Origin of the sequence: Streptomyces cyanogenus, from assembly GCF_017526105.1 — a bacterium.
GTDB classification, from domain to species: Bacteria; Actinomycetota; Actinomycetes; order Streptomycetales; family Streptomycetaceae; genus Streptomyces; species Streptomyces cyanogenus.
In genome coordinates, this window is the sequence record NZ_CP071839.1 from 2,726,052 (window position 1) to 2,752,700 (window position 26,649).

18 protein-coding genes are annotated in these 26,649 nt (G+C 71.5%); 8 read left to right on the forward strand and 10 right to left on the reverse strand.

Going from position 1 to position 26,649, the window contains the following annotated elements; genetic code table 11:
• Window positions 1–130: 130 nt before the first annotated feature.
• Window positions 131–1,702, forward strand: coding sequence for a DUF1996 domain-containing protein (locus S1361_RS12200; protein ID WP_208031875.1), 1,572 nt, complete (start codon window positions 131–133; stop codon window positions 1,700–1,702).
• 77 nt (window positions 1,703–1,779) lie between these two features.
• Here S1361_RS12200 and S1361_RS12205 read toward each other — a convergent pair whose 3' ends face one another.
• A complete protein-coding gene (locus tag S1361_RS12205) occupies window positions 1,780–2,202 on the reverse strand; it encodes a hypothetical protein (RefSeq protein ID WP_243769148.1) in 423 nt (140 codons plus the stop codon).
• Window positions 2,203–2,286: 84 nt separating this feature from the next.
• Between S1361_RS12205 and S1361_RS12210 the strand changes: the two genes are divergently transcribed.
• The 5 genes from S1361_RS12210 to S1361_RS12230 all read left to right on the forward strand — a co-directional run bounded on the left by S1361_RS12210 (window position 2,287) and on the right by S1361_RS12230 (window position 7,473).
• The gene (locus S1361_RS12210) at window positions 2,287–2,787 is read left to right on the forward strand and encodes a tetratricopeptide repeat protein (RefSeq protein ID WP_243769149.1); all 501 of its coding nucleotides are present in this window, start codon (window positions 2,287–2,289) and stop codon (window positions 2,785–2,787) included.
• A 49-nt stretch (window positions 2,788–2,836) separates the two neighbouring features.
• A complete protein-coding gene (locus tag S1361_RS12215) occupies window positions 2,837–4,750 on the forward strand; it encodes a hypothetical protein (RefSeq protein ID WP_208031877.1) in 1,914 nt (637 codons plus the stop codon).
• 69 nt (window positions 4,751–4,819) lie between these two features.
• Complete coding sequence (locus S1361_RS12220) at window positions 4,820–5,698, forward strand: metal-dependent hydrolase (RefSeq protein ID WP_208031878.1); 879 nt, start codon at window positions 4,820–4,822, stop codon at window positions 5,696–5,698.
• The gene (locus S1361_RS12225) at window positions 5,698–6,747 is read left to right on the forward strand and encodes a PDR/VanB family oxidoreductase (RefSeq protein WP_208031879.1); all 1,050 of its coding nucleotides are present in this window, start codon (window positions 5,698–5,700) and stop codon (window positions 6,745–6,747) included. The genes S1361_RS12220 and S1361_RS12225 overlap by 1 nt, the downstream gene beginning before the upstream one ends.
• A 36-nt stretch (window positions 6,748–6,783) precedes the next feature.
• A complete protein-coding gene (locus S1361_RS12230; protein ID WP_208031880.1) occupies window positions 6,784–7,473 on the forward strand; it encodes a TetR/AcrR family transcriptional regulator in 690 nt (229 codons plus the stop codon).
• Here the strand turns inward: S1361_RS12230 and S1361_RS12235 are convergent.
• From S1361_RS12235 to S1361_RS12265, 7 genes are all read right to left on the reverse strand, one after another.
• Window positions 7,467–7,829: a 5-carboxymethyl-2-hydroxymuconate Delta-isomerase gene (locus S1361_RS12235; protein WP_208031881.1), complete on the reverse strand. Its 363-nt coding sequence runs from the start codon at window positions 7,827–7,829 to the stop codon at window positions 7,467–7,469. The genes S1361_RS12230 and S1361_RS12235 overlap by 7 nt on opposite strands.
• Before the next feature lie 33 nt (window positions 7,830–7,862).
• Window positions 7,863–13,265 (reverse strand): pullulanase-type alpha-1,6-glucosidase, encoded by a 5,403-nt coding sequence (gene pulA, locus S1361_RS12240; protein ID WP_208031882.1) that lies wholly within the window; start codon window positions 13,263–13,265, stop codon window positions 7,863–7,865.
• 89 nt (window positions 13,266–13,354) lie between these two features.
• Entirely contained in the window at window positions 13,355–14,731 is a 1,377-nt protein-coding gene (locus S1361_RS12245; protein WP_208031883.1) for an alpha-amylase, read from the reverse strand.
• 173 nt (window positions 14,732–14,904) lie between these two features.
• Window positions 14,905–16,590, reverse strand: coding sequence for a glycoside hydrolase family 13 protein (locus tag S1361_RS12250; RefSeq protein WP_208031884.1), 1,686 nt, complete (start codon window positions 16,588–16,590; stop codon window positions 14,905–14,907).
• A gap of 168 nt (window positions 16,591–16,758) precedes the next feature.
• Window positions 16,759–17,664: a sugar ABC transporter permease gene (locus tag S1361_RS12255; RefSeq protein WP_208031885.1), complete on the reverse strand. Its 906-nt coding sequence runs from the start codon at window positions 17,662–17,664 to the stop codon at window positions 16,759–16,761.
• Window positions 17,665–17,683: 19 nt separating this feature from the next.
• Window positions 17,684–18,688 (reverse strand): carbohydrate ABC transporter permease, encoded by a 1,005-nt coding sequence (locus S1361_RS12260; RefSeq protein WP_208031886.1) that lies wholly within the window; start codon window positions 18,686–18,688, stop codon window positions 17,684–17,686.
• Window positions 18,689–18,794: 106 nt separating this feature from the next.
• Complete coding sequence (locus S1361_RS12265) at window positions 18,795–20,069, reverse strand: extracellular solute-binding protein (RefSeq protein WP_208031887.1); 1,275 nt, start codon at window positions 20,067–20,069, stop codon at window positions 18,795–18,797.
• A gap of 377 nt (window positions 20,070–20,446) precedes the next feature.
• On the opposite strand from S1361_RS12265, the gene S1361_RS12270 reads away from it, so the two are divergent.
• Both S1361_RS12270 and S1361_RS12275 read left to right on the forward strand, forming a co-directional pair.
• Window positions 20,447–21,481: a LacI family DNA-binding transcriptional regulator gene (locus tag S1361_RS12270; protein ID WP_279577610.1), complete on the forward strand. Its 1,035-nt coding sequence runs from the start codon at window positions 20,447–20,449 to the stop codon at window positions 21,479–21,481.
• A 68-nt stretch (window positions 21,482–21,549) separates the two neighbouring features.
• A complete protein-coding gene (locus S1361_RS12275; RefSeq protein WP_208031889.1) occupies window positions 21,550–22,410 on the forward strand; it encodes a phosphatase PAP2 family protein in 861 nt (286 codons plus the stop codon).
• On the opposite strand, the gene S1361_RS12280 is transcribed toward S1361_RS12275, so the two are convergent.
• Complete coding sequence (locus S1361_RS12280) at window positions 22,392–25,412, reverse strand: bifunctional [glutamine synthetase] adenylyltransferase/[glutamine synthetase]-adenylyl-L-tyrosine phosphorylase (protein WP_208031890.1); 3,021 nt, start codon at window positions 25,410–25,412, stop codon at window positions 22,392–22,394. The two genes, S1361_RS12275 and S1361_RS12280, sit on opposite strands and share 19 nt — an antisense overlap.
• A 264-nt stretch (window positions 25,413–25,676) precedes the next feature.
• Window positions 25,677–26,549, reverse strand: coding sequence for a DUF72 domain-containing protein (locus S1361_RS12285; RefSeq protein WP_208036566.1), 873 nt, complete (start codon window positions 26,547–26,549; stop codon window positions 25,677–25,679).
• Window positions 26,550–26,649: the final 100 nt, after the last annotated feature.

Genomic DNA, 26,649 nt, shown 5'->3' on the forward strand with positions numbered 1-26,649 from the left:
AACTCTGTTGTTCCTGAGGGGAATTTGTGAGACCGGTGAACACCTCTGGGGCGGCGTCCGTATGGAAGGGCGCCGCTTCACTCCTGTCGGGCGCCTCGATGCTGCCCCGCAAGGAAGTCAGAGGAGTTCCATGGGACGCAACACACGAAAACGCCGTACGCCGCTGGCCACCAAGGCCATAGCCGCATCGGCGGCCCTAGCGCTCGGTGGGGGCGGGCTGATCTGGGCGAACTTCTATGCCTCGGCGCACGAGTCGAACAACCAGTCGTGGGGAGGCAACCAGACCAAGGCCGCGACGGCGCAGGTCGCGACGATCTCCTGCCCGGACGTCCAGCAGAAGCTGACGAACGTGCCGAACGCGGCGCGCTACGGCGTGGCGAAGGAGTTGTCCAACCTCGACCGGCAGATCACCGAGGCCTACAACCGGCTCGCCTCCACCCGGGACGCCCAGACGAAGGACGCGAGCTTCGTACAGAACTCGATCGTCGGCCCCCTCAAGGAGAAGCGGGCGGCGACGATCGACCGGATCCGCATCGACATCCAGCGGGTGGGCGGTTCCTTCGACAACGCGCTCAAGCAGCTCGCCGCCTGCACGACGCAGACCGCGAACCAGACGACCGCCGGGGGCCAGCAGCAGGGCGGCCAGCAACAGAACGGCGGCCAGCAGCAGGGTGGTCAGCAGCAAGGCGGCCAGCAGCAAGGCGGCCAGCAGCAGGGCGGCCAGCAACAGAACGGCGGCCAGCAGCAGGGCGGCCAGCAGGGCAACATCGGCGGGCAGGCCGGCAACGGCCCGGTCGCGGCGGACTTCGTCGACATCACCAAGGTGGCGCCGAACGTCCAGGGCAAGCCCCGCAAGACCGGCAACGCCTCGACCGGTACGTTCACCACGCGCTGCGGCGTGAACGCGAACAAGAACTTCAACACCGACAACGTGATCGTGGCGCCCGGCGTGACCAACGGCGCGCACCACCTGCACGACTACGTCGGCAACCAGAAGGTCAACGCGTTCTCCAGCAACAACACGTTCCTGCAGGGCGGCACCAGCTGCCAGAACCGCAACGACCTGTCGTCGTACTACTGGCCGGTGGTCCGCATCCAGGACGGCACGCAGGACTTCGACCAGAACAAGGACGGCGGCGGCAAGGAAGGCAACGTCGGCCGCATCCTGACCCCGGCCCAGGCCGAGATCAAGTACGTGGGCAGCCCGGCCTCCAAGGTCGTCGCGATGCCGCAGTTCCTGCGCATCATCACCGGTGACGCCAAGACCACCACCAACGGTCTGGCGAACGCCAACGCGCACTGGAGCTGCACCGGCTTCGAGAACAAGGTGCAGCTGACGCAGCAGTACCCGATCTGCCCGCAGGGCAGCAAGGTGGTCCGCTCGTTCGCCTTCCAGAGCTGCTGGGACGGACAGAACGCCGACAGCGCCAACCACCGCACCCACGTGGCGTTCGCCGACCCGGCGAGCGGTGTCTGCCCGAACGGGTTCAAGGCGATCCCGCAGCTGACCATGCGGCTCGTCTACAACATCAACCCGCCGACCATCCAGAACGGCCAGGTGAAGAACGCCTACGCCGTGGACGGTTTCCCGGAGCAGCTGCACAAGGCGGCCACGGACCACGACGACTTCATCAGCGTCACGAAGAACGGTCTGGCCAACAAGATCGCCAACTGCATCAACAACGGTCAGAACTGCGGATGATCCCCTAGCGGGCGCAGGACAGAAGGCCGGTGACGAATCCCCCCCGTCACCGGCCTTCGTCATGCCCCGGCATCCGGTCAGCCGCTGTGCGCGTGGTGGTCGGTGCCCTCCTCCAGGTCGCCGCCGAGCGTGCCGCGCAGTGCCTTGACCACCCCGTCGTCGCCGACGGCGACCCACTTGCGGCCGACCAGGTAGTGACCGCCGTAGTCCTTCGCGTCGTTGATCCACTCGCGCTGGCCGCGGTCGGTGGCGAAGGTGGCCAGGATGAACCTGCCGTCGTCGTTGCGGCAGATGGCCTGGCGGATCTCGTCGGCGTCGGTCTGCATGTTCGGCTTGCACTTCACCTCGGCGGCCAGACGCTCCAGACTGCCGGTCGCGGTGGGCGGCACCGACTCCGTCCGCCCGCCCGAGCCGCAGCCCGCCAGCGTCACCACGGCCGCCGCGCCGAGCAGCAGTCCTGTCAACCTCATCTGTTCCTCCGGTCCTGGTGTGCCAAGCATGCCCCAGCTCCTTCGGATACGGCTCCCGCTCGCGCTGCGCTCAAATCCGGTGACGGGCGCGCACGGGTGTGCGAGGGTGAGGCGGTGAACCAGAACTGGGAAGACCGTGTGGCCGCCGCCTGGGCCTCCTTCGACGACTATCCGGAAGAGCGCGCGCACGAGTTCCGCGCGCTGATCGACGCGCTCGTGGCCGAGCTGCCGGACGACAGCCCGCTGGGCCCCTTCGAGCGGGCCTGTGCCTGGGACTCCACCGGGCACTCCGACAAGGCTGTGCCGCTGTACCGGGAGGCGCTGGCCCGCGGACTCGACGGCTACAAGGGCCGCCGGGCGAAGATCCAGCTGTCGAGTTCGCTGCGGAACACCGGGCACGCCGAGGAGGGCGTCAAGCTCCTCACCCCCGAACTGGACGCCCCGTCCGACGAGTTGGACGACGCGGTACGGGCCTGTCTCGCCCTGTGCCTGTCCAGCCTCGGCCGTGACCGCGAGGGCCTGTCCCTCGTGCTCGGCGCGCTCGCCCCGCATCTGCCGCGCTACCAGCGGTCGATGGCGAACTACGCGCGCGCCCTGGTCGAACCGCAGGTGTGACTCACCCGTCCGGCGGTGACCAACCGCCGGCTCGCTCGTTCTCCCGGACGTGCAGTCACAGGATGTATCCCCGCGTCCCCTCTCCGCCGGCGGCACCGGCCCGGTCGACGTCGAGCAGGCCGAGGCCGCGCTCGTCGAGCACTACCCCCGGCTGGTCCGGCTGGCCTACCTGGTGCTGCCGCCGGGCCTCGGCCGCAGCCGCCGCGTGCTGACCGCACACGCCCTCGCCCAGCGCGCGCTGCCCCGGGGCCGCAAGCAGCCGTCCGCGATCCCGGTCCAGGCCTCCGGCCGGGCGGACGGTCCCGGGTACGCCTACCTGCGCGAGCGGGTGCTGCGGACGGCCCTGGAGGCGGCCCGCCCCCGCACGGGCCTCCCCCGGCTCGCCCAGCTGCCGCCGCTGCTCCCGCAGGTGTGGGGCCTCAGGCTGTTCCCGCGCTCGGGCGGCGCCGACGAACTCGCCCTGGACCAGCGACTGTCGGCCCTGACCGGACCGGCCCGCGCCGCCTACGTCCTGCGCGGCCTGGAGAAGCTGCCCGACCCGGACGTCCGCGCACTCCTGGAGGCCGCCGGCGTGGCCGACCCGGACGGCGCGCTGGCCTCGGCGAACAGCGTGCCCGCCCAGCCGGGGCTGCTGTCCTCCGCCGAGTTCGACCCGTGTGCGCTGCAGGCCCGGCCCACCGACCTGATGCGCCGCCGCCAGCACGCCAAGGCCGCCCTGGCCGCCGCCGCGGCGCTCGCGGTGTGCGGTGCGCTGGTCGCCGTGCCGGGCGACGGCTGGGGCCCCGACGGCGCCGCGGCCCCCGTCTACGCCGAGAACCCCGCCGCCGAGGCCGCCCTCGACCCCGGCCGTCTGACCCGGGTCTCCCCCGCCGTCTGGCGCACCTCGGCCCGCACCGACTTCTCCGTGTGGCCCGCCCGCGGCCCGCTCACCGGTGACGAGGACCTGCTGCGCCGCGCCCTCGCGGTCTGGGCCCGCCCCGGGGAGACGGTCCGGGTCTCGGCGACCCCCGGCACCCAGACCGGCGGCCCGGCCGGCCCGCCCCAGCTGCTGTACGCGGGCGAGGTCGACGCCGCCCGGGTGGTGGTCCTCTACGACGGTCTGCGCATCGCCCGGTACGCCGAGCCGAAGACCGGCACGGAGGGCGCGGCCCTGGACTTCGCCCGGGTCGACGGCGCTTCGGGTGCCGGGGCGAGCGCGCTGGTGCTGGGCCGCTCCGACGGCAACGTCCGCTATCTGACCGCCCCCTGGGTCACGAAGGCGGCGCAGCGGGACCTGACGAAGCCGGACGCGGCCGCCACGCCGCTCGCCCTCACCGACGGTGTCACCACACCGCTGGCCAGCCCCGCCATGCAGCCCGGTGCCTGCTCCTCGTGGACCGTGCTCCAGCTGACCGACGCCTCCGGCACGCACCTCGCCACCGACCTCGGCGAGCTGGTCCCGGCCCGGCTCACGGCCGGCCGGCCCGGCAGGCCCGGGGAGGCGTCCGGGCCGGAGGGGCTGCGGACCTGGGCGCCGTTCGCCTGTTCCCTGGCGGTCGAGCGGTCGGCGGGCGTCCGGAGCGTCAACGCCTGGGCGTACGCCGAGCAGCCGCTGCCCGACGGCAGCGGGTCCGGCACCTGGGTGTGCACCCGGGCGGAGACCTGGCGCGGCGACGGCACGGCCGCGCTGGCGCAGTTCCGTACGCCGGGCGGGGCGGCCGGGGCGGTCGTCGCCAAGGGCACGGACGTGCCGGCCTGCGGGCCGCGTGACCCGCACGTGCTGGCCGGGGTGCTGTGGAAGTCGGCGGCGGGCTCCTGGTACCTGCTGGCGGCGGGCAGCGGGGACACGGCGTCGATCGGGGCGTCGGGCGGGGTCACCGCGTCCGGGCAGGGGCCGTTGCTGGCGGTGAAGGCCGGGCACGGGGCACGGGCGGACCTGACGGGGACGCTGGCGGACGGGCGGCGGATCAGCGGACTGCGCTAGCTGACGCTGGCGTCAACAAGGTGCCGCACAGGGGTTCTCAGGCACCTTACCCACCAGTACATTGACGCCATGTCCAACAAGCAGGCCCGGGTGCCGCTCACGGCGCGCAAGGTGTCCTTCTCCTGGGAGGGCACGCCGCTGCACTGGGTGCCGGGGGATCCCGTCACCACGCACACCATCAATGTGCTGCATCTGCTGCTGCCGGCCGGCGAGCGCTGGTTCGTGCACGTGTACAAGCAGGTGCTGCCGTACATCCGGGACGAGCGGCTCCGTGCGGACGTCATCGGATTCATCGGCCAGGAGGCGATGCACTCCCAGGCCCACGACGAGGTGCTGCCCCGCCTCCGGGAACTGGGGCTGGATCCGACGCCGTACACCGCGCAGGTCGACTGGTTCTTCGAGAAGCTGCTCGGCGACCGGACCCTGCCGCCGGGCAGGCCGCGCAGGTGGTGGCTGATGGAGCGGGTCGCCCTCATCGCGGCCATCGAGCACTACACGGCGTTCCTCGGGAACTGGGTCCTCAACGCCGAGGCACTCGACCGGCACGGCGCCGACCCGACCATGCTGGACCTGCTGCGCTGGCACGGCGCGGAGGAGGTCGAGCACCGCTCGGTCGCCTTCGAGCTGTTCATGCACGTCGACGGCGGTTACCGCCGACGGGTGCGGACCTGGGCCACCGCCCTCGCGGCGATGGTGTTCCTGTGGCAGCGCGGGACGCGCTTCTTCATGGCGAACGACCCGACCCTCGTCGACGGCAGGGCCACGTTCGGGGACCTGTACGTCCGCGGCAGGCAGGGCCTGCTGCCCGCGACCGGGGACATGCTCAGATCCGTCCCGCGCTATCTGCGCCGCGACTACCACCCCTCGCAGGAGGGCGACACCGAGCAGGCCGTCGCCTACCTGGCCGCCTCGCCCGCGGCCACGGCGGCGGAGAAGAGGGCCGCGTGATGCCGAAGCCGGGTACCGTCGCGCTCGTCGCGGGCGCCGCCCTGCTCACCCGGCGGGCCCTGCGCCGCCGCGTCCGGGCCTCCCCGCTGTGGCCGCTGCCCGCCCTGGACCCGCCGCTCTCCGGCCGGCCGCGCCCGCGGGCCCTGCGGCTGCTGCTCACCGCGCGCGAGACCGTCGCCGAGGGGGTCGTACAACTCCGCCTCGAAGGCGCGGACCTGCCGCGCTGGGAGCCGGGGGCGCACCTGGACCTGGTGCTGCCGTCCGGGCTCGTACGGCAGTACTCCCTGTGCGGGGACCCCGGGGACACCTCCTCCTACACGGTGGCCGTGCGGCTCGTGCCGGACGGCCGGGGCGGCTCGCGCGAGGTGCACGAGCAGCTCGCCGAGGGCATGGAGCTGGAGGTGCGCGGCCCCCGGAACGGCTTCCCGCTGGCCGGCGCTTCCTCGTACGTCTTCGTCGCCGGCGGCATCGGCATCACCCCGATCCTGCCGATGCTGCGGTCCCTGCCGGACGGCACCGACTGGCGGCTGCTGTACGGCGGGCGGACCCGGGCGTCGATGCCGTACCTGGAGGAGGTGCGGCAGCTGGCCGGGAACCGGCTGACGGTGGTCGCCGGGGACGAGGACGGGCGGCCGGATCCGGCCGCGCTGTTCGCGGACACGGCCGCGGGTGCGGCGGTGTACTGCTGCGGTCCGGAGGGCCTGACGGCGGCGGTGGAGGAGGCGCTGCCCGCGGGGACCGCCCTGCACCTGGAGCGGTTCGCGCCCCGCGCCACGGCCGGCGGGGACACCGGGTTCGAGCTGGAACTGCGGCGCAGCGGCCGGACACTGACGGTGCCGGCCGGCTCGACGGTGCTGGCCGCCGTACGCCGGGAGCTGCCGGACACCGCCTACTCGTGCGAGCAGGGATTCTGCGGGACCTGCCGGCAGCGGGTGCTGGAAGGGGAGATCGATCACCGGGACGAGTTGCTGACGGACGCGGAACGGGAGGACTCGATGCTGATCTGCGTGTCCCGGGCGCGGAGCGATCGTTTGGTGCTCGACATGTGAACACAGACGGCCGGATCTGATCGGTAAAGTGTTCGCATGAGTACCGGGGTTCGCCGCAGGATGGGCGTCGAGGAGCGGCGGCAGCAGCTGATCGGTGTCGCCCTCGACCTGTTCAGCCGACGCTCGCCCGACGAGGTCTCCATCGACGAGATCGCCACGGCGGCGGGCATCTCACGCCCGCTCGTCTACCACTACTTCCCCGGCAAACTCAGCCTGTACGAGGCCGCGTTGAAGCGTGCCTCGGAGGATCTCGCGAGCCGTTTCGCCGAGCCGCGCGAGGGCCCGCTCGGCGCCCGGCTGCTGCGGGTGATGAGCCGCTACTTCGACTTCGTCGACGAACACGGCCCCGGTTTCTCGGCCCTGATGCGCGGCGGCCCGGCCGTCGGCTCCTCCACCACGAACGCGCTCATCGACTCCGTACGGCAGGCCGCGTACGACCAGATGTTGTCGCACCTGGGCGTCACCGAGGCGTCCCCGCGCCTGGAGCTGGTGGTCCGCTCCTGGATATCGCTCGCCGAGTCCACGGCGCTGCTCTGGCTGGACGGCCGGCGCGTGCCCCGCGCCGAACTGGAGCTCCAGCTCGTGCACGACTTCGCCGCGCTGGCCGCCGTCGGCGCTGCCCACGACGCGGACATGGCCGAGCTGCTGCGCACGATGGCGAAGGACGAACCGGCCGACGGCCCCTTCGCGGAGCTCGTCGGCCGGCTGGTCGCCCTGGGTTACTGACCCTCGTACGTGCGGTAGGACGGGTCGAGGTCGCGGACCTCGGCCGAGGCGTGCAGGGTGACCCCGTCCTGGGGTGCCACACACGCGCGGAGCAGTTCCAGCGTCCTCTCCGTCAGCCTCGCCTTCGTCTCGTCGCTGCGTCCGGCGAGGAGCCCGACGGTCACGTGGAAGACGGCGTGCCGCTCGGCGTCCTCGTAACCGAACGCGCGCCCGTCGCTGTACCGGAACAGCGTCTTGCACGCCTCGGGCCTCGCCCCGGCGATCTCGACGGTCGCCCCGTGCAGCGCCCGCGCGAAGCCCTCCCGGTCGAAGCCGTCCTCCACGGGCGACGAGTAGTCGACGGTGATCTGCGGCATGGGAACTCCCGTTCTACGACAACGGCTCCGACCCTACTTCCCCTCCCGTGTGAACACCGCGACGGTCCGTGCCGGGACGGTGAACGTGCCCGAGCCGGCCGCGTAGGCGGAGGTCTTCACCACCGTGTCGGCACCGGCGGCCTGTACGGGGTGCAGCCGGTAGTGCGTGCCGGCGAGGGCGGCGATCTTCTGTTCCTGCTGCTCGGGGGTGGCGTTGAAGACGACGACCAGGTCGCCGAGCTTCATCGTGATCACGCCGGGCGTCTCGTCCGTGCCGGACAGCGGGAAGGACATCCGGTCCTGCACCCGCGCGGCCGTGCCGAGCGAGAACGCCTTCTCGGTCGTGCGGATCCTCAGCAGGTCCCGGTAGGCGGCCGAGGCCCCGGTGATCTGCGGGCAGCCCACCTCGACCGTGCTCAGCAGCGGCCTGGCGTAGTCCCACTTGGACCCGTTGTCCGCTTTCGGCGGCAACCCGCGCCCGAAGCCGTTGCCGTCGGCGCAGTTCCAGTGGATGGCGTTGAACCAGTCCCCGCTGTCGAAGGAGTTGCGGTCCAGGGACTTCGAGCGCAGCAGGTCGGTGCCGGCCTGGGAGAGGGCCGGCCCCTGCGAGAGGGCGGCGGTGGCCATCGCCAGGACCTGCATCCGGGACCGGTCGGACGCGGAGGTGTCCTTCGGCAGCTTGTAGGCCAGCGCGTCGAACAGCGACTCGTTGTCGTGCGCGTCCACGTAGGCGAGGGCGTCGCCGGGCGCGTCCGCGTAGCCGGCGGGCGAGCCGTTGTAGTCGATCTCGGCGCCGGTGACCTCCTTGCCGTCGGTGGCGGTGAAGCGGTACTTGGCGAGGTTGCCGGTGAGACCGACCTTGATCAGGTCCTGGTAGTGCAGGAGGCGGGCCTTCTGCTCCTCCTTCGTGCCGTTGGCCGTGGAGGAGTTGGGGTCGGTGTAGAGCCCGGACGCGAAGCCCTGGACGCCGGGGTCCTCGTCGAAGGGGCCGCCGCCGCGCACCGCGTCACGGGCCCGGTCGGAGAAGGTGGCGATGCCGGTGCCGGCCATGTTCGCCTGCGTGGCCTGCACGAACCGGGCGTCGTTCGCGACCTCGCCGAAGTTCCAGCCCTCGCCGTACAGGATGATCTTCTTGCCGTCGACGCCGTCCTTCTCCGGGGTCAGCGCGTCCAGCGCCTTGCGCACGGCCAGGATGTTGGCCTTCGGGTGGTGGCCCATGAGGTCGAAGCGGAACCCGTCGACCTTGTACTGCTTCGCCCAGGTGACGATCGAGTCCACGACCAGCTTGCCCATCATCGCGTTCTCGGGCGCGGTGTTGGCGCAGCAGGTGCTGTTGGCCACCGAGCCGTCGGCGAGGAGCCGCTGGTAGTAGCCGGGCACGATCCGGTCGAGGACGGAGGTGTCCGCCTGACCGGCGGCCGCCGTGTGGTTGTAGACGACGTCCATGACGACCCTGAGGCCGTCCTGGTTCAGCGCCTGCACCATCCTGCGGAACTGGACCGTACGGGCGGTGCCGTCCGGGTCGGTGGCGTAGGAGCCCTCGGGGACCGTGTAGTGGTACGGGTCGTAGCCCCAGTTGTAGGCGTCCTTGGCGGCGATCTTCGCCACGCACTCCTGCTGCCGGTCGGAGTCGGCCGGGTAGGAGGCCAGGTCGCAGTCCGTGGTCGCCTGGTCGGCCTTCTTCTCGGGGATCGTGGCGATGTCGAAGGCGGGCAGCAGGTGGACGTACGACGTCCCGGCCCCGGCCAGCGCGCGCAGGTGCCTGGAGCCGTCGCTGTTCCTGTCGGCGAACGCCAGGTAGGTGCCCGGGTGCCGGGAGGTGCGGTCCGCGACCGAGAAGTCCCGGACGTGCAGCTCCTGGATCTGCGCGTCCTTCAGCGGTACGGCCTTGGGCTTGCGCAGCGTGGTCCAGCCGGCCGGTGCGAGGGACCGGTCGTTCAGGTCCACGACCAGGCTGCGCCCGGAGTTCGCGGTGAGGGCGACCGAGTACGGGTCGGTGACCTTGTTGGTGACCACCTTGCGGACGCTGGGCGCCCACACCTTCACGACGTACCGGTAGGGCTTGCCCGTCCAGGACGCGGGGCCGGTGACGGACCAGACGCCGGTGGTGTCGTCGCGGTGCATCGCCACGGTCGAGCCGTTCAGCTCCAGCGCGACGCTCTGGGCCGTGGGCGCCCAGACGGCCAGCGTGGGCTTGCCGTCGTGGAACACCGGGCCGAGCTTCGCCCTGGTCGCGCCGGGGTAGAGGTCGTCGAGCACGCCGGCGATCTGCACGCCGGTCGCGGCCAGCACGGCTCCGTTGGCGGCGCGCTGCGAGGCGACCAGCTGGCCCTTGAGCGCCGCCCGCACCCGGTCCCGGTCGCGCGGGTCGACGGACCAGGCGGTGTAGTCCTTCAGGTGCGGGAACCGCGCCTTCTGCGCATCGGTCAGGGTCGTCTTCGCGAGCCGGATCCAGCGCTCGTCGTCGCTGGTCAGCGTCCCGTCCTTGACGGTGATCGAACCGTCGCGGGAGGACAGCAGCTGCGTGGAGGCGGCGCCTTCGACGCCGTTCCAGACGAGGGTGTTCCGGTCGATCCAGACCGCCTTGGAGGTGGCCGGGTCGAGGGCGGCGGCGCTGCCGGCCGGCTGGGGCAGCAGGTGCTCCTCCTCGCCGTTCACCAGCCACACCTCGTGGCCGTCTGCCTTGAGGTCCAGGGACTGGTCGGCCGGGAGGTCCTTCTCGTCGCCCTTGTGGAGGATGTAGCTGAGACTGGTGGCACCCGCGGTGAGCGGCACCTCGAAGACCGCGCCATACGTGTCAGTCTTCACCGGCTTCAGCGGGTTCGGCCAGTCGGTGGGGTTCGCGGCACCCGTCCAGACGTGCAGGCCCCAGCCGTCGTAGTTCCCGTCGGCCCGGTGGTAGTGCAGGACCGCCTTGGTCGTGTCCTGGGCGGGGTGGTCGGGCCGTTCCGTCCGTACGTCGGCCTTGCCCTGCTCGATCCACACCTCACCCGTCCGGGTGACGTCGATCGACCGGTCGGCGGAGACGTCCTTGGTGCCGTCCTTGTCGATGACCAGGAAGCCGACGTTCGAGGCGCCGGGCCTGAGCTTGACGTAGGCGAAGGCGCCGTAGGCGTCGCGGCCGGTGAAGGGGTGGCTGGCGGGCCAGTTCGTGGCCTCGCCGTCGGCGAGGTCGCCCCAGGCGTACAGGCCCCAGTCGGCGTAGTCGCCGTCGGTGCGCTTGTAGTGGACGACCGCGTAGTCCCGGGAGGAGGCCGTGGGCACCTCGGGCGCGGGCGGGGTGCCGGTGGTGCTGCTCGCCGTGGCGCTCGCGGTGTGCCCGGCGGAGTCGACGACGACGGCCTTGTAGCGCAGGGCGGTGCCGGCGGGTACGTCCCGGCCGAGGGTCTGGGTGACCTGGTAGGGGGCGTGGTCGGCGGAGCCGAGCGTCTGCCACGTGCCGTTGCCCACCTGGGCGGCGAAGACGACCCGGTTGAGCTGTCCGCCGTCGACGCCGGCCTTGACGACGGCCGTGCCGGTGGCTCCGGCGGGCGGCGCGGTCAGGGTGATCCGCGGCTCGGCAGCGGGCGCGGCGAGGGTGCCGGCGGCCTTGTAGACGACGGCGGAGCCGGCCGGGACGGTGACGGTGACCTTCTTGTCGCCGTCGGACCGCACGGTGCCGCCGGCCCCGTAGACGCCCCGGTAGGCCATGTCCGCCGATCCGGTCGCGAAGGTCGCCGTCCTCTCCTCGCCGGCGTTGTTGAAGGCGACGACGTACTCCTGGCCACTGCGGGCGTCGGTGCGGGTGACGGCGTAGATCCCGGCGCCGTCGGCCGCGTACCGCTCGGTCTGCACTCCGTCGGTCAGGGCCGGGTTGGCCCTGCGCAGCGCGGCGAGCGCGGCGATCTGCCGGTACAGCGGGGCCCCGGTGTCGTAGGCGGCGTCGGCGTGGGTGCGGTCGGTGCCGATCTCGTCGTCGTCCAGGTAGTCGGCGACCTTGGAGGCGAACATGGTCTGGCGGGCGTCCTTGTCGCCGCCGGAGCCGGTGAAGCCCTGTTCGTCGCCGTAGTAGACGACCGGGTTGCCGCGGTTGAGGAACATCAGCTCGTTGGCGAGCCTGTCCTTGCGCAGGATCTCGGCATCGGTGGCCTTCGGGTCGTCCTGCTTCAGGAAGTACCCGATGCGGCCCATGTCGTGGTTGCCGAGGAAGGTGACCTGCTCGTACGCGTTGGCCTTGTCGGTGGTGTACCGGTAGTCGTCACCGAAGACGCTCGCCAGTTTCCGCGCGCTGCCGCCCTGGGAGGCGTAGGCGCGGGCCGCGTCCTGGAAGGGGAAGTCGAGGGTCGCGTCGAGCCGGCCCCGGGTGACGTACGGGGAGGTGACGGCGGTGTCGGCGGAGTAGACCTCGCCGAACATGAAGAAGTTCTTCCGCCCGCGCCCGGCCGCGTACCGGTCCAGTGCGGTCGCCCACTGGGTCCAGAACTCCATGTTCACGTGCTTGACGGTGTCGATCCGGAAGCCGTCGACGGCGAAGTCCCTCACCCACCGCTCGTAGATCTTCTCCATGCCGTGCACGACCTCGGGACGCTCGGTCCACAGGTCGTCCAGTCCGGAGAAGTCGCCGTAGGTCGTGGACTCGCCGGCGTACGTCGAGTCGCCCCGGTTGTGGTACATCGTCGGGTCGTTGAGCCAGGCCGGGACCTTGTTCCTGCCGGCGGCCTTCGGGGTGTACGGGAAGGAGCCGGCGTCGACGGCCGGGAACGCGCGGCCGCCGTCCGCGTAGTCGGCGTCGTCGAAGGGCCTGCCGTCCTTCGTCAGGTACGGGAAGGCGCCCTTGGACAGGTAGTCGTAGGACTTCTCCTCGTAGTCGACGACGTCGGCGGTGTGGTTGGTGATGACGTCGAAGAAGACCTTCATGCCCTTGGCGTGCGCCTTGGAGATGAGGGTCCTGAGGTCCTGGTTGGTACCGAAGTGCGGGTCGACCTGGGTGAAGTCGGTGATCCAGTAACCGTGGTAGCCGGCGGAGGCGTTGCTGCCGGTGCCCTGCACGGGGCGGTTCCTGAAGATGGGGGCCAGCCAGATGGCCGTGGTGCCGAGCCCCTTGATGTAGTCGAGCTTCCCGGTCAGGCCCTTGAGGTCGCCGCCCTGGTAGAAGCCCTTGTCGGTGGGGTCGTAGCCGGTGCTGAGCCGGGAGCCGGTCAGTCCGCCCCGGTCGTTCGAGGTGTCCCCGTTGGCGAACCGGTCCGGCAGAACGAAGTAGAACTGCTCGCGGGTGTCGTCGTGCCGGGCGGGCACGGCGGCGAGCTTCGCGTCCGAGGGGGGTGCGGGCGGGGTGGCGGCCCGGGCCGCCGGTACCTGGATCAGGGCGCCGGCGAGGGCCAGGCCGGTGAGGGCGGCGGCCCTTCTTCTGCGATGCGGCGTACGGCGCGTGCGCGGCGCCGGCCATCTCGGTATCACGGGTCGTGACTCCTAGGGATTGCGGCTGGAACTTGCAGCAAGGGCGTGAAACCCCCGGACGAGGTTTCACGCTCCGTCAGGAAGGCCGTTCAGCAGCTCGACTTGCCGGCGTAGAGCGCCAGGGCGGTGTTCGAGCCGAGGGTGGCGGTGAACTGTCCGCTGGAGTTCACGGTCACCGTGGTGTTGTTCTGGACGTTGCAGTACGTCCCGGCGGACAGGGACGTCTGGTAGGTGCGGGTCAGCGACGAGGACTCGTGGTTGATCGCCACGTAGCCCTTGCCGCCCCGGCCGAACGCGATCGCGTCGTTGCCGTTGTCCCACCAGTTGGTGACCGCCTGCCCCCGGGTGGCGTTGCGGAAGGCGACCATGGACCTGATCTCCGGCCAGGCGTGCTGGCACTTCCAGCCCTCCTGCCAGCAGGCGTTCACCTGGCCGCCGCCCGGCGGTCCGGCGTCGGGGTCCGACCACTCGTAGCCGGAGTTGACGTCGGGGGCACCGTAGGGCCAGGCCAGCATGAAGACGTTGGCCAGCGTGTAGTCGGCGCCGCTCTTGTAGTTCAGCGTGCTGCCGTTGCGCTCGGTGTCGTGGTTGTCCACGAAGACACCGGCGACCGAGCCGTTCAGGTAGCCCCAGCCCTCGCCGTAGTTGGTGAGGTACGCGAGCTTCTCGCTGGTGAAGACGCGCTTGAGGTCGTAGGCGTAGCGGAACTCCTGGACGTCTCCGTCGCCGGTGTACTCGGAGGGCTGCACGGCCTCGCCCGCGCCGTAGATCATCTCCTGCTTCCAGTAGACCGACGGGTTGGTCAGGCGGCTCTTGATGTTGGCGAGGTCGTCGGCGGGGATGTGCTTGGCCGCGTCGATGCGGAAGCCGTCGACACCGAGGCTGAGCAGGTCGTTCATGTAGCCGGCGATCGTCTTGCGGACGTACTCCTCGCCGGTGTCCAGGTCGGCGAGGCCGACGAGTTCGCAGTGCTGCACGTTCCAGCGGTCGGAGTAGTTCGACACCTGGGAGGTGCAGTCGTCGAAGTCGTAGGAGGAGTACAGGCCCGGGTAGTCGTACTTCGTGTACGACGAGCCGCCGGTGCCGGTGCCGCTGCCCGCCGACATGTGGTTGACCACCGTGTCGGCGACGACCTTCACACCGGCCGCGTGGCAGGCGTTCACCATGTTCCGGAACGCCGTGCGGTCGCCGAGGCGGCCCGCGATCCTGTACGACACCGGCTGGTACGACGTCCACCACTGGGAGCCCTGTATGTGCTCGGCGGGTGGGGAGACCTGGACGTAGCCGTACCCGGCGGGGCCGAGGGTGTTGGTGCACTCCTTGGCCACCGAGGCGTAGTTCCACTCGAAGAGAACGGCGGTGACGTCCTTGGTGCCGGGCGGGGAGGCCTCGGCGGTAGTCGGGGTCATGCCAACCAGAGCGGCGGCCGTGAGGGCGGCCGCCATGGGGAGGGTTCTGCGTGCCATGTGGGGTTCCTTCGACGTTGAAGGCAAGGACCGCTGCAGGCGCTTGCTGAAATCTTTCAGCAAACTTGCGGTGACGCAGATGTTAAAGGCCCGCTGCCCGAAAGGCAGCGGGCCGTTGTGAAGTTGATGCAAGAACTTTCAGACGAGGCCTCAGTCCGGTGGTAGCCCGGGTCTCAGTCCGCCGTCGTCCACCACACGGTGGTGTCGGCGGGCACCTTCGCCTCGCCGCCGGTCTCGGCGATCTCCTCGCTGGTGAGCAGCACACGGCCGTACGCCGGGGTCGTCACCGACTCGCCCGTGGTGTTCGCGACACACACGAAGCCGCCGCGCCGGAAGGCCAGCACGCCCTCGGGAGAGCGCAGCCACTCCACCGCGTCACCGGCGCCCAGGTCCGGGTGCGCGCGGCGCGCCCGCAGCGCGGCCCGGTACAGCTCCAGCGTCGAGCCGGCCACGCCCGTCTGCGCCTCCACGCTCAGCTCGGCCCAGCCCGCCGGCTGCGGGAGCCAGCTGCCGCCGCTGCCGAAGCCGTAGGACGAGCCCTCGCGGGTCCACGGGATCGGCACCCGGCAGCCGTCGCGGAAGCCGTCCTGACCGGCGCCCCGGAAGTACGCCGGGTCCTGGCGCACCTCGTCGGGCAGGTCCACGACGTCCGGCAGGCCGAGTTCCTCGCCCTGGTAGACGTACGCCGAGCCGGGCAGCGCCAGCATCAGCAGGGTGGCCGCCCGGGCGCGGCGCAGGCCCAGTTCCCGGTCGCCCGCCGTGCGGATCTGGGTGCCGAGGCCGGGCGGGTTGGCGAAGCGGGTGGCGTGCCGGGTGACGTCGTGGTTGGACAGCACCCAGGTGGCGGGGGCACCGACCGGGCGCATGGCCTCCAGGGTGCGGTCGATCACCCCGCGCAGCTCGGCCGCGTCCCACTCCGTGGCCAGGTACTGGAAGTTGAAGGCCTGGTGGAGCTCGTCGGGGCGGACGTAGTTGGCGGTGCGCTCGACGGTCGGGGTCCAGGCCTCGGCCACAAAGATGCGCTCGCCCGCATACTCGTCGAGGATCGTGCGCCACTGGCGGTAGATCGCGTGCACGCCGTCCTGGTCGAAGAACGGCATGACATCGTTGCCCAGCAGCTTGAGCTGGTCGTGGGAGCCGAGGTCGGGCAGGCCCTCGGCCTTGACCAGTCCGTGGGCGACGTCGATGCGGAAGCCGTCCACGCCCATGTCCAGCCAGAACCGCAGGATGGAGCGGAACTCGTCGCCGACGGCCGGGTGTTCCCAGTTGAAGTCGGGCTGCTCGGGGGCGAAGAGGTGCAGGTACCACTCGCCGGGCGTGCCGTCGGGTTCCGTGACCCTGGTCCAGGCCGGGCCGCCGAAGATGGACTCCCAGTCGTTGGGCGGGAGTTGGCCGTTCTTCCCCTTGCCGGGGCGGAAGTGGTAGCGCTCGCGCAGCGGGGAGCCGGGGCCCTCCGCGAGGGCGCGCTTGAACCACTCGTGCTGGTCGGAGGAGTGGTTGGGGACGAGGTCCACGATGATGCGCAGGCCGTGCGCGTGGGCGTCCCGGATCAGCGCGTCGGCGTCCAGCAGGGAGCCGAACATCGGGTCCACGGCACGGTAGTCGGCGACGTCGTAGCCGGCGTCGGCCTGCGGGGAGGCGTAGAAGGGGCTGAGCCACACGGCGTCGACGCCGAGGTCACGCAGGTAGGGCAGGCGGGAGCGGACACCCTCCAGGTCGCCCATGCCGTCGCCGTTGCTGTCGGCGAAGCTGCGCGGATAGACCTGGTAGATGACCGCGTCCCGCCACCAGTCGCGGCGGTCGGCGACGGTGGCGACGGCGGAGTGGCGGGCCGGTGCGGCGGAGTGCTGCTGGCTCATGGCGTCCTTGGTACGTAACTGGGGCATGGTGGTCAGGCGGTGGGTACGGCGACGGCCGGGGGGACTTGAGGCGGGCCGCGGTGACAGCGGAGTCTGGGGGTCCCCCCGGCTCGAGCGAAGCCGAGAGCTGGGGGAGGGCACGGCGGCCCGCCTGGTCTGGGTCGGGCCTCAGCCCTTGGTGCCGCCGGCGGTGAGACCGGTGACGAGGTTCTTCTGCACGAGGTAGAAGAACACCGTCACGGGTATCGCGATCAGCACCGCGGTGGCGGCCATGTAGTTCCACTGGGCGTCGTGCTCGCTCACGAAGGTCTGCAGGCCGACGGCGAAGGTGTACTTGGAGTCGTCCAGCAGGAAGGTGGTCGCGAAGGCGACCTCGCCGACGGCGGTGATGAAGTTGTAGAACGCGGCCACCGCCAGGCCCGGGCGGGCCAGCGGGAGGATGAGCCGGAAAAAGGTGCCGAAGGGGCTCAGCCCGTCCACGCGTCCGGCCTCGTCGATCTCGAAGGGGATGGTGTCGAAGTACCCCTTGAGCAGCCAGGCGCTGTACGGCACGGCGGTGGTGCAGTTGACGAGGATCAGCGCCCAGTAGGTGTCGATGAGGCCGAGTTCGCTGAAGATCTCGTACATCGGCACGATCAGGACGGCGATCGGGAAGGCCTGGGTGAGCAGCAGGACCCACATCAGCTGCTTGTAGCCGGGGAAGCGCATGCGGGAGACCGCGTAGCCGGTGGTGGCGGCGACCAGGACACCGACGAGGGTGGTGCCGAGGGCCACGATCATCGTCGACTTGAACCAGTCGAGGAACCCGGTGTGCTCCAGCACGAAGCTGTAGTTGGAGAACGTCGCCTTGCCCGCGATCCCGCCCGGGTGCAGGTAGTCCTCCTTGTCCGGGCCGAGGGACAGGTAGAACAGCCAGGCCACCGGGGCCAGGGCGATCAGGCTCGCCAGGACGAGGCCGCCGTGCAGCAGGGCGGCGCCGGCCGGGCCTCGCTCGCCGCGCCGGCGGACGCGGCGCCGGGGCGCGGGTGCGGGGGCCGGGGCGGTCTCGGTCTTGTCCAGGGTCGTGGTGCTCATGGCGGCGGCTCCTGCGGCGTCAGACGGCGAGCTGGTCATTGCGCTTCAGCCAGCGGAAGTAGAAGGAGGTGAAGACGGTCAGGATCGACAGCAGCAGCACGCCGTACGCGGCGGACTGGGCGAAGTCGCGCGGCTGCTGGCCGAAGCCCAGTGCGTAGGCCCAGGTGACGAGGATCTGGGCGTCCGGCGCGGAGTTCTTGCCGAACAGCAGGAAGATGATCACGAACTGGTTGAAGGTCCAGATGATGCCGAGCAGCACGACGGTGGAGCTGACCGAACGCAGCCCGGGCAGGGTGACGTGCCGGAACCGCTGCCAGGCGGTGGCGCCGTCCATCTCGGCCGCCTCGTAGAGCGAGGAGTCGATGGACTGCAGGCCGCCGAGCAGGGACAGCATCATGAACGGCACACCGCACCAGGTGTTGACCATGATCGCGGAGAACCGCTGCCAGAAGGTGTCCTCCAGCCACTCCGGCTGGGGCAGGTGGAGGCTGCCGAGCATCTGGTTGAGGACGCCGGAGTCGGCGAGCATGATCCGCCAGGAGAAGACGGTGACGAAGGTCGGCACGGCCCAGGGCAGGACGAGCAGCAGCCGGTAGACGGTACGGCCGCGCAGCTTCTGGTTGAGCATGAGCGCGAGGCCGAGGCCGATGGCGTAGTGCAGGGCCACACAGGCCACCGTCCAGAACACGGTCCACAGGAAGTGCGACCAGAACCGGTCGTACGCCGTCGGGCCGAACAGGATGTCCTGGTAGTTGTCCAGACCGATGAACTTGTAGGTGGCGTCGATGTGGTTGACGCCGATCGTGCGCGCCGAGTTGAGGCTGTTGGCGTCGGTGAGGGTGAGGTAGAAGCCCCGCACCAGCGGGTAGCCCACGAGGACGCCGAGCACGACGACCACCGGGGCGATCATCGCGTAGGCGTACCAGTACTTCTGGAGGCCGTTTCGGACGCGCTGCCCCAGCCCGGGACGAGGCGCGCGGTCACCGCGGCGCTTGCCGGTCGCGCGGTCGATGGCGACTGTCATGGTTCGACACCTTCAAACGATCAAGGGGTTGGGCTGGGCACAGGCGGTGGCCGCCGGATCCTTCCCCCCCCTGCTCACACAGGGAGGATCCGACGGCCACGCGGACTCACTTGCTGAAGCCGTCGACCAGCTTGGAGATGGCCAGCTCGGCGTTGCCCAGGCCCTTGTCCAGCGACTCCTTGCCACTGGCGATCTTGGGCAGCTCGGTGTCGAGCGGGCCCCACAGGGAGCTGTACTCGGGCAGCGCCGGGCGGGGCTGCGCGGCGGCCAGGACGCCCTGGTAGCCGGCGATGCCCGGGTCGGCCTTGACCTTGCCGGTGTAGGCGTCGGAGCGGGTGGGCAGGGTGGAGTTCTTCAGCGCGATGGTCTCCTGGGCCTGCGCCGAGGTCATGAAGTTCACGAACTTCAGGGCCGCCTGCTGGTGGGCCTTGTCGGATCCGGCGTAGACCGAGAGGTTGTGGCCGCCGGTCGGGGCGCCCGCCTTGCCGCTGGAGCCGGCCGGGACGGTGGCGATGCCGAGGTTCGACTTGTCCTTGAAGGCGCTGCCCTTGTAGAAGTTCGTGATCTCCCAGGGGCCCTGGATGATCGCGGCGACCTTGCCGTTGACGAACGCGTCCTGGATGTGGGCGTACGCGTCGGCGGTGGCGTCGGCCTTGTGCAGGCCCTTGCCGGAGAACAGGCTCAGCCAGGTGCCGTAGGCCTTCTTGGCGGCGGCCGAGTTCACGGTGATCTTCTTGGCGGCGACGTCGACGGTGTCGGTGCCCTCGCCGTAGAGGAAGGTCTGGGCGTAGTAGGCCTGGGTGGAGCCCCAGTAGCCGTCGACCTTGGCCTTGTCCTTGATCTTGGCGGCGTCCGCCTTCAGCTCGCCCCAGGTCCTGGGAGCCTCGGTGATGCCGGCCTTCTTGAACAGGGCCTTGTTGTAGACCAGCGCGAGGGTGTCGGTGACGAACGGCACGCCGTAGGTCTTGCCCTCGTACTGCGCCTGCTTGATCAGGTTCGGCTGGAAACTGCCCTGCTCGGCGAGGGCCTCGGTGCCGTCCAGCGGCAGGAAGTAGCCCTTCTTGGCGAAGGCCGGGGTCCAGCCGACCTCGGAGCGCAGCACGTCCGGCGCGCCCGTGGCGCCGGCCGCGGTGTCGAACTTGTTCTGCGCCTGGTCGAAGGGGACGTTGACGTACTTGACCTTGATGTTCTTGTTGGCGGCCTCGAACTGCTGGACCAGGGCCTTGTACGTCGGCGCCTCATTGGTGGCGTTGGAGGTGTCCCACCAGGTGATGGTGACCGGGCCGTCCGACTTCCCGCTGTCGCTGTCGCTCCCGCCGCACGCCGTCGCCGTCAGGGCGAGGGACGCCACCAGCGCGGAGGCCGCTATGCCACGCCGCATGAGTTCTCCTTGAGGGTTAAGCCCGAGTGGTACAGAGGGCGGTCCCGTCCGCCTCTGCGACTTGCCGACTGCGCCGTTGCCGCGGCCGGGCGACAGGGAACGTAACAGCGATGTAAGCGTTGCGAAAGACCTTGCAGAAAAAAAGTGCAAGGCGCCACGATGGTTACCCGGCCGTGACCGGTCGTCGACCGCCCCGCAACCCGGCAGTGGACGCGTTGAGCGGCAAGTACGACACTTGTGCAAGACTCTGCAAGCTCTTGCCATCAGATTTCCGAGGGAGCGCGATGACGCAGCAACCCACGGCAGGCCGTACGCCCGCCCGCGCCCGGCGTCCGGCCGGTGTGCAAGGGGAGATACGACCGGTACAGTCCGGTGCCGTGACCACACGGCTTGCCGACATCGCTGCGCAGGCGGGGGTGAGCGAAGCGACCGTCAGCCGGGTCCTCAACGGGAAGCCGGGCGTCGCCGCCACCACCCGCCAGTCCGTGCTGGCCGCGCTGGACGTGCTCGGCTACGAGCGCCCGGTGCGGCTGCGGCAGCGCAGCGAGGGCCTGGTGGGGCTGATCACGCCGGAGCTGGAGAACCCGATATTCCCGGCCCTGGCCCAGGTCATCGGCCAGGCGCTGACCCGCCAGGGCTACACGCCGGTGCTCGCCACGCAGACCCCGGGCGGGTCCACGGAGGACGAGCTGACCGAGATGCTGGTGGACCGCGGGGTCGCCGGGATCATCTACGTCTCCGGGCTGCACGCGGACACCACCGCCGACATGCAGCGCTACGAGCGGCTGCGCGCCCAGGGCGTGCCGTTCGTGCTGGTGGACGGCTTCTCGCCGAAGGTGCAGGCGCCGTTCATCTCCCCCGACGACCGGGCGGCGATGGCACTCGCGGTGACCCACCTGGTGTCGCTGGGGCACACCCGGATCGGGCTCGCGCTGGGCCCGAAGCGCTTCGTGCCCGTCCAGCGCAAGATCGAGGGCTTCGTCCGGGCCGTCCACGACCAGCTGGGGCTGCCCCCGCAGACCATCGAGACGGAACTGGTGCAGCACTCCCTGTACACGCTGGAGGGGGGCCAGGCGGCGGCGGCGGCGCTGATCGAGCGGGACTGCACGGCCGTGGTCTGCGCCAGCGACATGATGGCGCTGGGCGCGATACGAGCGGCCCGGCAGCGGGGCCTGGAGGTCCCCCGGGACGTGTCCGTCGTCGGGTTCGACGACTCCCCGCTGATCGCCTTCACCGACCCGCCGCTGACGACGGTCCGCAAGCCGGTTCCGGCGATGGGGCAGGCCGCGGTGCGCACCCTGCTGGAGGAGATCGGCGGGACGCCGGCCCCGCACAGCGAGTTCGTGTTCATGCCGGAGCTGGTGGTGCGCGGTTCCACCGCTTCCGCCCCACATGTCCTCCGTGCGTCGTAGAAGGTGCGCTACGGACCCAACCTTGGGATGATCGGCCGAGGAAGCCGCATCTGGCAGACTCTGTGCCTATGAGTGACTCGACCGTGACAGGGCCGGAAGGGCGCGAGGAGGTGGCCGTTCCGCGGACCGTCACGGGCGAGGACCGACCCGGTCCGCTGATCCGCTTGCGCCGCCCGCGACGCCCTCGTCTGTGGTTCGAGATCCTTCTGATCGCGGTGAGTTACTGGACGTACTCACTGATCCGCAACGCCGTACCGGAGCAGCGGGGCAAGGCGCTGCGCAACGCGGACTGGATCTGGCGCACCGAGCACACGCTCGGCGTCGCCGTCGAGCAGTCCGTCAACCACGCCGTCAACTCGTTGTCTTGGCTGATCGTGGGGATGAACTACTACTACGCCACCCTGCACTTCGTCGTCACCATCGGGGTGCTGGTGTGGCTGTACCGGTGGCATCCCGGCCGGTACGCGGCCACCCGGTTGGTGCTGTTCGCGACCACGGGTGTGGCCCTGGCCGGCTACTACCTGTTCCCGCTCGCGCCGCCCCGGCTGATGCGCGGCGGGTACTTCGTGGACACCGTGACGGTGCACCACACCTGGGGCTCGATGGCCTCGGGCGACCTCAAGCACATGTCGAACCAGTACGCGGCGATGCCGTCGATGCACATCGGCTGGTCGCTGTGGTGCGGGCTGACGATCTTCGCGCTGGCCTCGGTGCCGTGGGTGCGGGTGCTGGGGCTGCTGTACCCGGCCGCCACCCTGCTGGTGATCGTCGCCACCGCCAACCACTTCTGGCTGGACGCGGTGGGCGGGGTGCTCTGCCTGGGCTTCGGCTTCGCGGTGGCCCGGGTGTGGTACGGCAGCCTGCCGCACGCGCTGCCCCGGCGGGTACCGGCGCGGACGCCCGCGCCGGCTCAGGCCCTGTCCTCGTAGAACAGCTCCTCCACCACCGTGCGCGCCCGGCGGGTGGTACGGCGGTAGGCGTCCAGCATGTCCCCGGCGTGCCCGGCGCCGTGGCCCAGGTAGCGGCCGACGGCGGCCAGCTCGCGCGGCTCGGTCGGGAAGGTGTCCCCGGCCCGGCCACGGACCAGCATCACCGCGTTGCGCACCCGGGTGGCCAGCACCCACGCCTCGTCCAGGATCTCCGTGTCCTCCCCGGTCAGCAGCCCGGCCTCGCGGGCGGCGGCCAGGGCCTGCCGGGTGCGGGTGGTGCGCAGGCCGGGGACGCGGTGGCCGTGCCGGAGCTGGAGCAGCTGCACGGTCCACTCGACGTCGGACAGGCCGCCGGGGCCGAGCTTGGTGTGCAGCTTGGGGTCGGCGCCGCGGGGCAGCCGCTCGGACTCCATGCGGGCCTTCAGCCGGCGGATCTCGCGGACCGCGTCCTCGCCGAGGCCCTTGGCCGGGTAGCGCAGCGGGTCGATCAGTTCCACGAACCGCCGGCCCAGGTCCTCGTCGCCGGCGACCGGCTCGGCGCGCAGCAGCGCCTGGGACTCCCAGACCAGGGACCAGCGGCGGTAGTAGGCGTCGTACGACTTCAGGGTGCGCACCAGCGGGCCCGACTTGCCCTCCGGGCGCAGGTCGGCGTCGATGAGCAGCGGCGGGTCGGCGCTGGGCAGCTGGAGCAGCCGGCGCATCTCGGCGACGACCTTGTTCGCCGCCGCGGCCGCCTCGTGCTCGTCGACGCCGTCCCGGGGTTCGTGCACGAACAGCACGTCCGCGTCGGAGCCGTACCCCAGCTCGTGCCCGCCGAAGCGGCCCATCCCGATGATCGCGAACCGGGTGGGCAGGGTGTCGCCCCAGCCGTCCCGGACGACCGCGCGCAGGGTGCCGGCGAGGGTGGCCGCGGTCAGGTCGGAGACGGCCGCGCCGACCCGGTCCACCAGGGCGCCCTGGTCGGCCTCGGCGGGGCTGGTCTCGGTGCCGTAGGAGCCGACGATGTCGGCGGCGGCGGTGCGGAACAGCTCGCGGCGGCGGACGCCACGGGCCGCGGTGACGCCCTGTGCGGCGTTCCCGGCGCGGCCCACGGCCGCCAGGATCTCCTGCTCCAGCTGGGCCCGGTCGCGGGGGGCCAGACCGCCGCCGACGGCCGCCGGGCCGGCGCCGGTGCCGTCGCCGAGGAGGGCGACCGCCTCGGGGGCGCGCATCAGCAGGTCGGGGGCGAGGCGGCCCGCCGACAGCACGCGGGCCAGGTTCTCGGCCGCCGCGCCCTCGTCGCGCAGCAGGCGCAGGTACCAGGGGGTCTTGCCGAGCGCGTCGGAGACCTTGCGGAAGTTCAGCAGGCCGGCGTCCGGGTCGGCGCTGTCGGCGAACCAGCCGAGCAGCACCGGGAGCAGGGTGCGCTGGATGGCCGCCTTGCGGGTCACGCCGGAGGCGAGGGCCTCCAGGTGGCGCAGGGCGGCGGCCGGGTCGGCGTAGCCGAGCGCCTCCAGCCGTTCGCGGGCCGCCTCGGGGCGCAGCCGGGCCTCGCCGGGGGCGAGCTGGGCGACCGCGTCGAGCAGCGGACGGTAGAAGAGCTTCTCGTGCAGCCGGCGTACGACGCCGGTGTGCCGCTTCCACTCGCGGTTCAGCTCGGCCACCGGGTCGGTGCGCAGGCCCAGGGAGCGACCGAGGCGGCGCTGGTCCGGCTCGGCCTCGGGGACGAGGTGGGTGCGGCGCAGCCGGTACAGCTGGATGCGGTGCTCCATGGAGCGCAGGAAGCGGTACGCCTCGTCCAGGCGGGCGGCGTCCTCGCGGCCGACGTAGCCGCCGGCGGCGAGGGCCTGGAGGGCGTCCAGGGTGGTTCCGCTGCGCAGGCTCGGGTCGGTGCGGCCGTGCACCAGCTGCAGGAGCTGGACGGCGAACTCGACGTCGCGGAGGCCGCCGGGGCCCAGCTTGAGTTCTCTCTCGATCTCGGCGGCGGGGATGTTCTCGACCACGCGGCGGCGCATCTTCTGGACGTCCGTCACGAAGTTCTCGCGCTCGGCCGCCTTCCAGACCAGGGGTTCGAGCGCGTCGACGTAGGCCTCGCCGAGCGCGGTGTCGCCGGCCACCGGGCGGGCCTTGAGGAGGGCCTGGAACTCCCAGGTCTTCGCCCAGCGCTGGTAGTAGGCGAGGTGACTGCTCAGGGTGCGCACGAGGGGGCCGTTGCGGCCCTCGGGGCGGAGGTTGGCGTCCACCGGCCAGATGGAGCCCTCGACGGTCGTCTCGGAGCAGATCCGCATGAGGTGGGAGGCGAGTTTCGTGGCGGACCGCAGGGCCTTGTGCTCGGGGACGCCCTCCGCCGGCTCCGCCACGAAGATGACGTCCACGTCGGAGACGTAGTTCAGCTCGTGGCCGCCGCACTTGCCCATCGCGATCACCGCGAGACGGCAGGCGGCGGCGTCCTCGGGGGCGGCGCGTGCGGCCAGGGACAGGGCGGTGCGCAGGGTGGCGGTGGCCAGGTCGGCGAGTTCCGCGGCGGTCTCGGCGACGTCCGTGGTGCCGCAGACGTCGCGGGCGGCGATGGAGAGCAGGCAGCGGCGGTAGGCGACGCGGAGGGAGACCGGGTCGGTGGCCGCGGCCAGGCCGCGCTCGAACTCCGCGACGCCGGGGTGGAGGTCGTGCGGCTCGTACGTGACCAGGGCGTGCCAGTCGCCGGGGTGGCGGGCCAGGTGGTCGGCCAGGGCGGCGGAGGCGCCGAGGACGCCGAGGAGGCGGTCGCGCAGCGGTTTGGCCGCGATGAGGGTGTCCAGCAGTTCGCGGTGGGCGGTGGGCCCCTGCTGGGCCTCCAGGAGGCGGACCAGGCCGTGCAGGGCGAGGTCGGGGTCGGCGGTGGCGCCGAGGGCTTCCAGGAGGACGGGGTCGTCGCGGACGGGGGCCAGCTCGGGGCCGTCGAGGAGGCGCTCGGCGGCGGAGGGGTCGGTGAAGCCGTGTCGCAGCAGACGGGTGAAGGTGCTGCTCCTGCGCCCCGGCGTCATGTCCGTGACCTCCCCTTGCGTACGTCTCGGATCGGGCTCGTCCTGGCCAGAGCCTAACCGGAGGGGGCGGGGGTGGCTTCGTCCGCGGGCCGGTGGTCGTTGCCCGAGCGGCCTGCGGCGGCCTGCGCGGGCGGGTGGGTCGCGGCCGCGCCGGGCGGTGTCCGTCCTCCGTCCTCCGTCCTCCGTCCGGCGCCCGGTCCGCGGTGCGTCGCCGGAGTGCTCGCCGGCCCGGCGCGCCCCCTTCCCGCCGTACGCGGTCCCGGGTCAGGTCGCGGCCCGGCCGGTGGTGCCGCGCTGGTGCGGGAGCCTCGACTGCAGGAGGTCGTGGAGCGTCCGGGCCGCTGTGGGCGCCGCGTCTGCGCAGCAGTTGTTGAACAGGACGTGCAGTTCGTCGGTGGCCTCGGCCAGGGCCTCGATGCGGGGCAGCCACTCGGTCAGCTCCCGCTCGGTGTAGGCGTGGCGGAAGCGGTCCTCCTTCGTGCCCTTTCCCCAGTGGGGGCTGCGGCCGTGGAAGCGGATCACGGTCAGGTGAGGGTTCGTCACGGGGGCGGGCCCCGCGCCCTCGTGGGTGTCCGTGGCCACGGCGGTCGCGCGCAGGTCCCGGAGGAAGGCGGTCGTACGGTCCGCCTGGTCGGGGTGCCACCAGGCGGGGTTGCGGAACTCCACGGCGAACGGCCAGTCGTGGGCGCGTTCGCGGGCGGTGCGGACGAAGGCCTCGGCCTCCGGACCGGGCGTGAGGGAGGGCGGGTACTGGAAGAGGAGGGTGCCCAGACGGCCGGACCGGTGCAGCGGGGCCACCGCTTCGGCGTAGCGGGCCCAGACCTCGGCGCGCAGGTCCTCGTCCCGGGGGTGGCCGCGCAGGTCCGGCGGGAGGGCGGCGGGGCGGGTGGGGTGGCCGGTGAGGAGGGAGAACGCCTTGACGTCGAAGCGGAAGCCGGGGGGCGTACGGTCGGCCCAGAGGGTGGTGGTACGGGCGCTCGGCAGGGCGTAGTACGGGGAGTCGGCCTCGACCAGGGGGAAGCGGGTCGCGTAGTGCCGCAGGCGCTTCTCGGCGTCGCGGTGGCCGGGTGGGTACCAGCCGCTCCTGAGCAGGTCCGGGTCGGTCCAGCCGCAGGTGCCGATGAGGATCTTCGCCATGGCACCCAAGTACCCGGCGTTCATCGGGTCTTCACCCGCGAGGTTGGCTTGCGTGGGCCGCGGGAATGTCGGCGTGGACATGCTCTGTCCGCACCGCCAG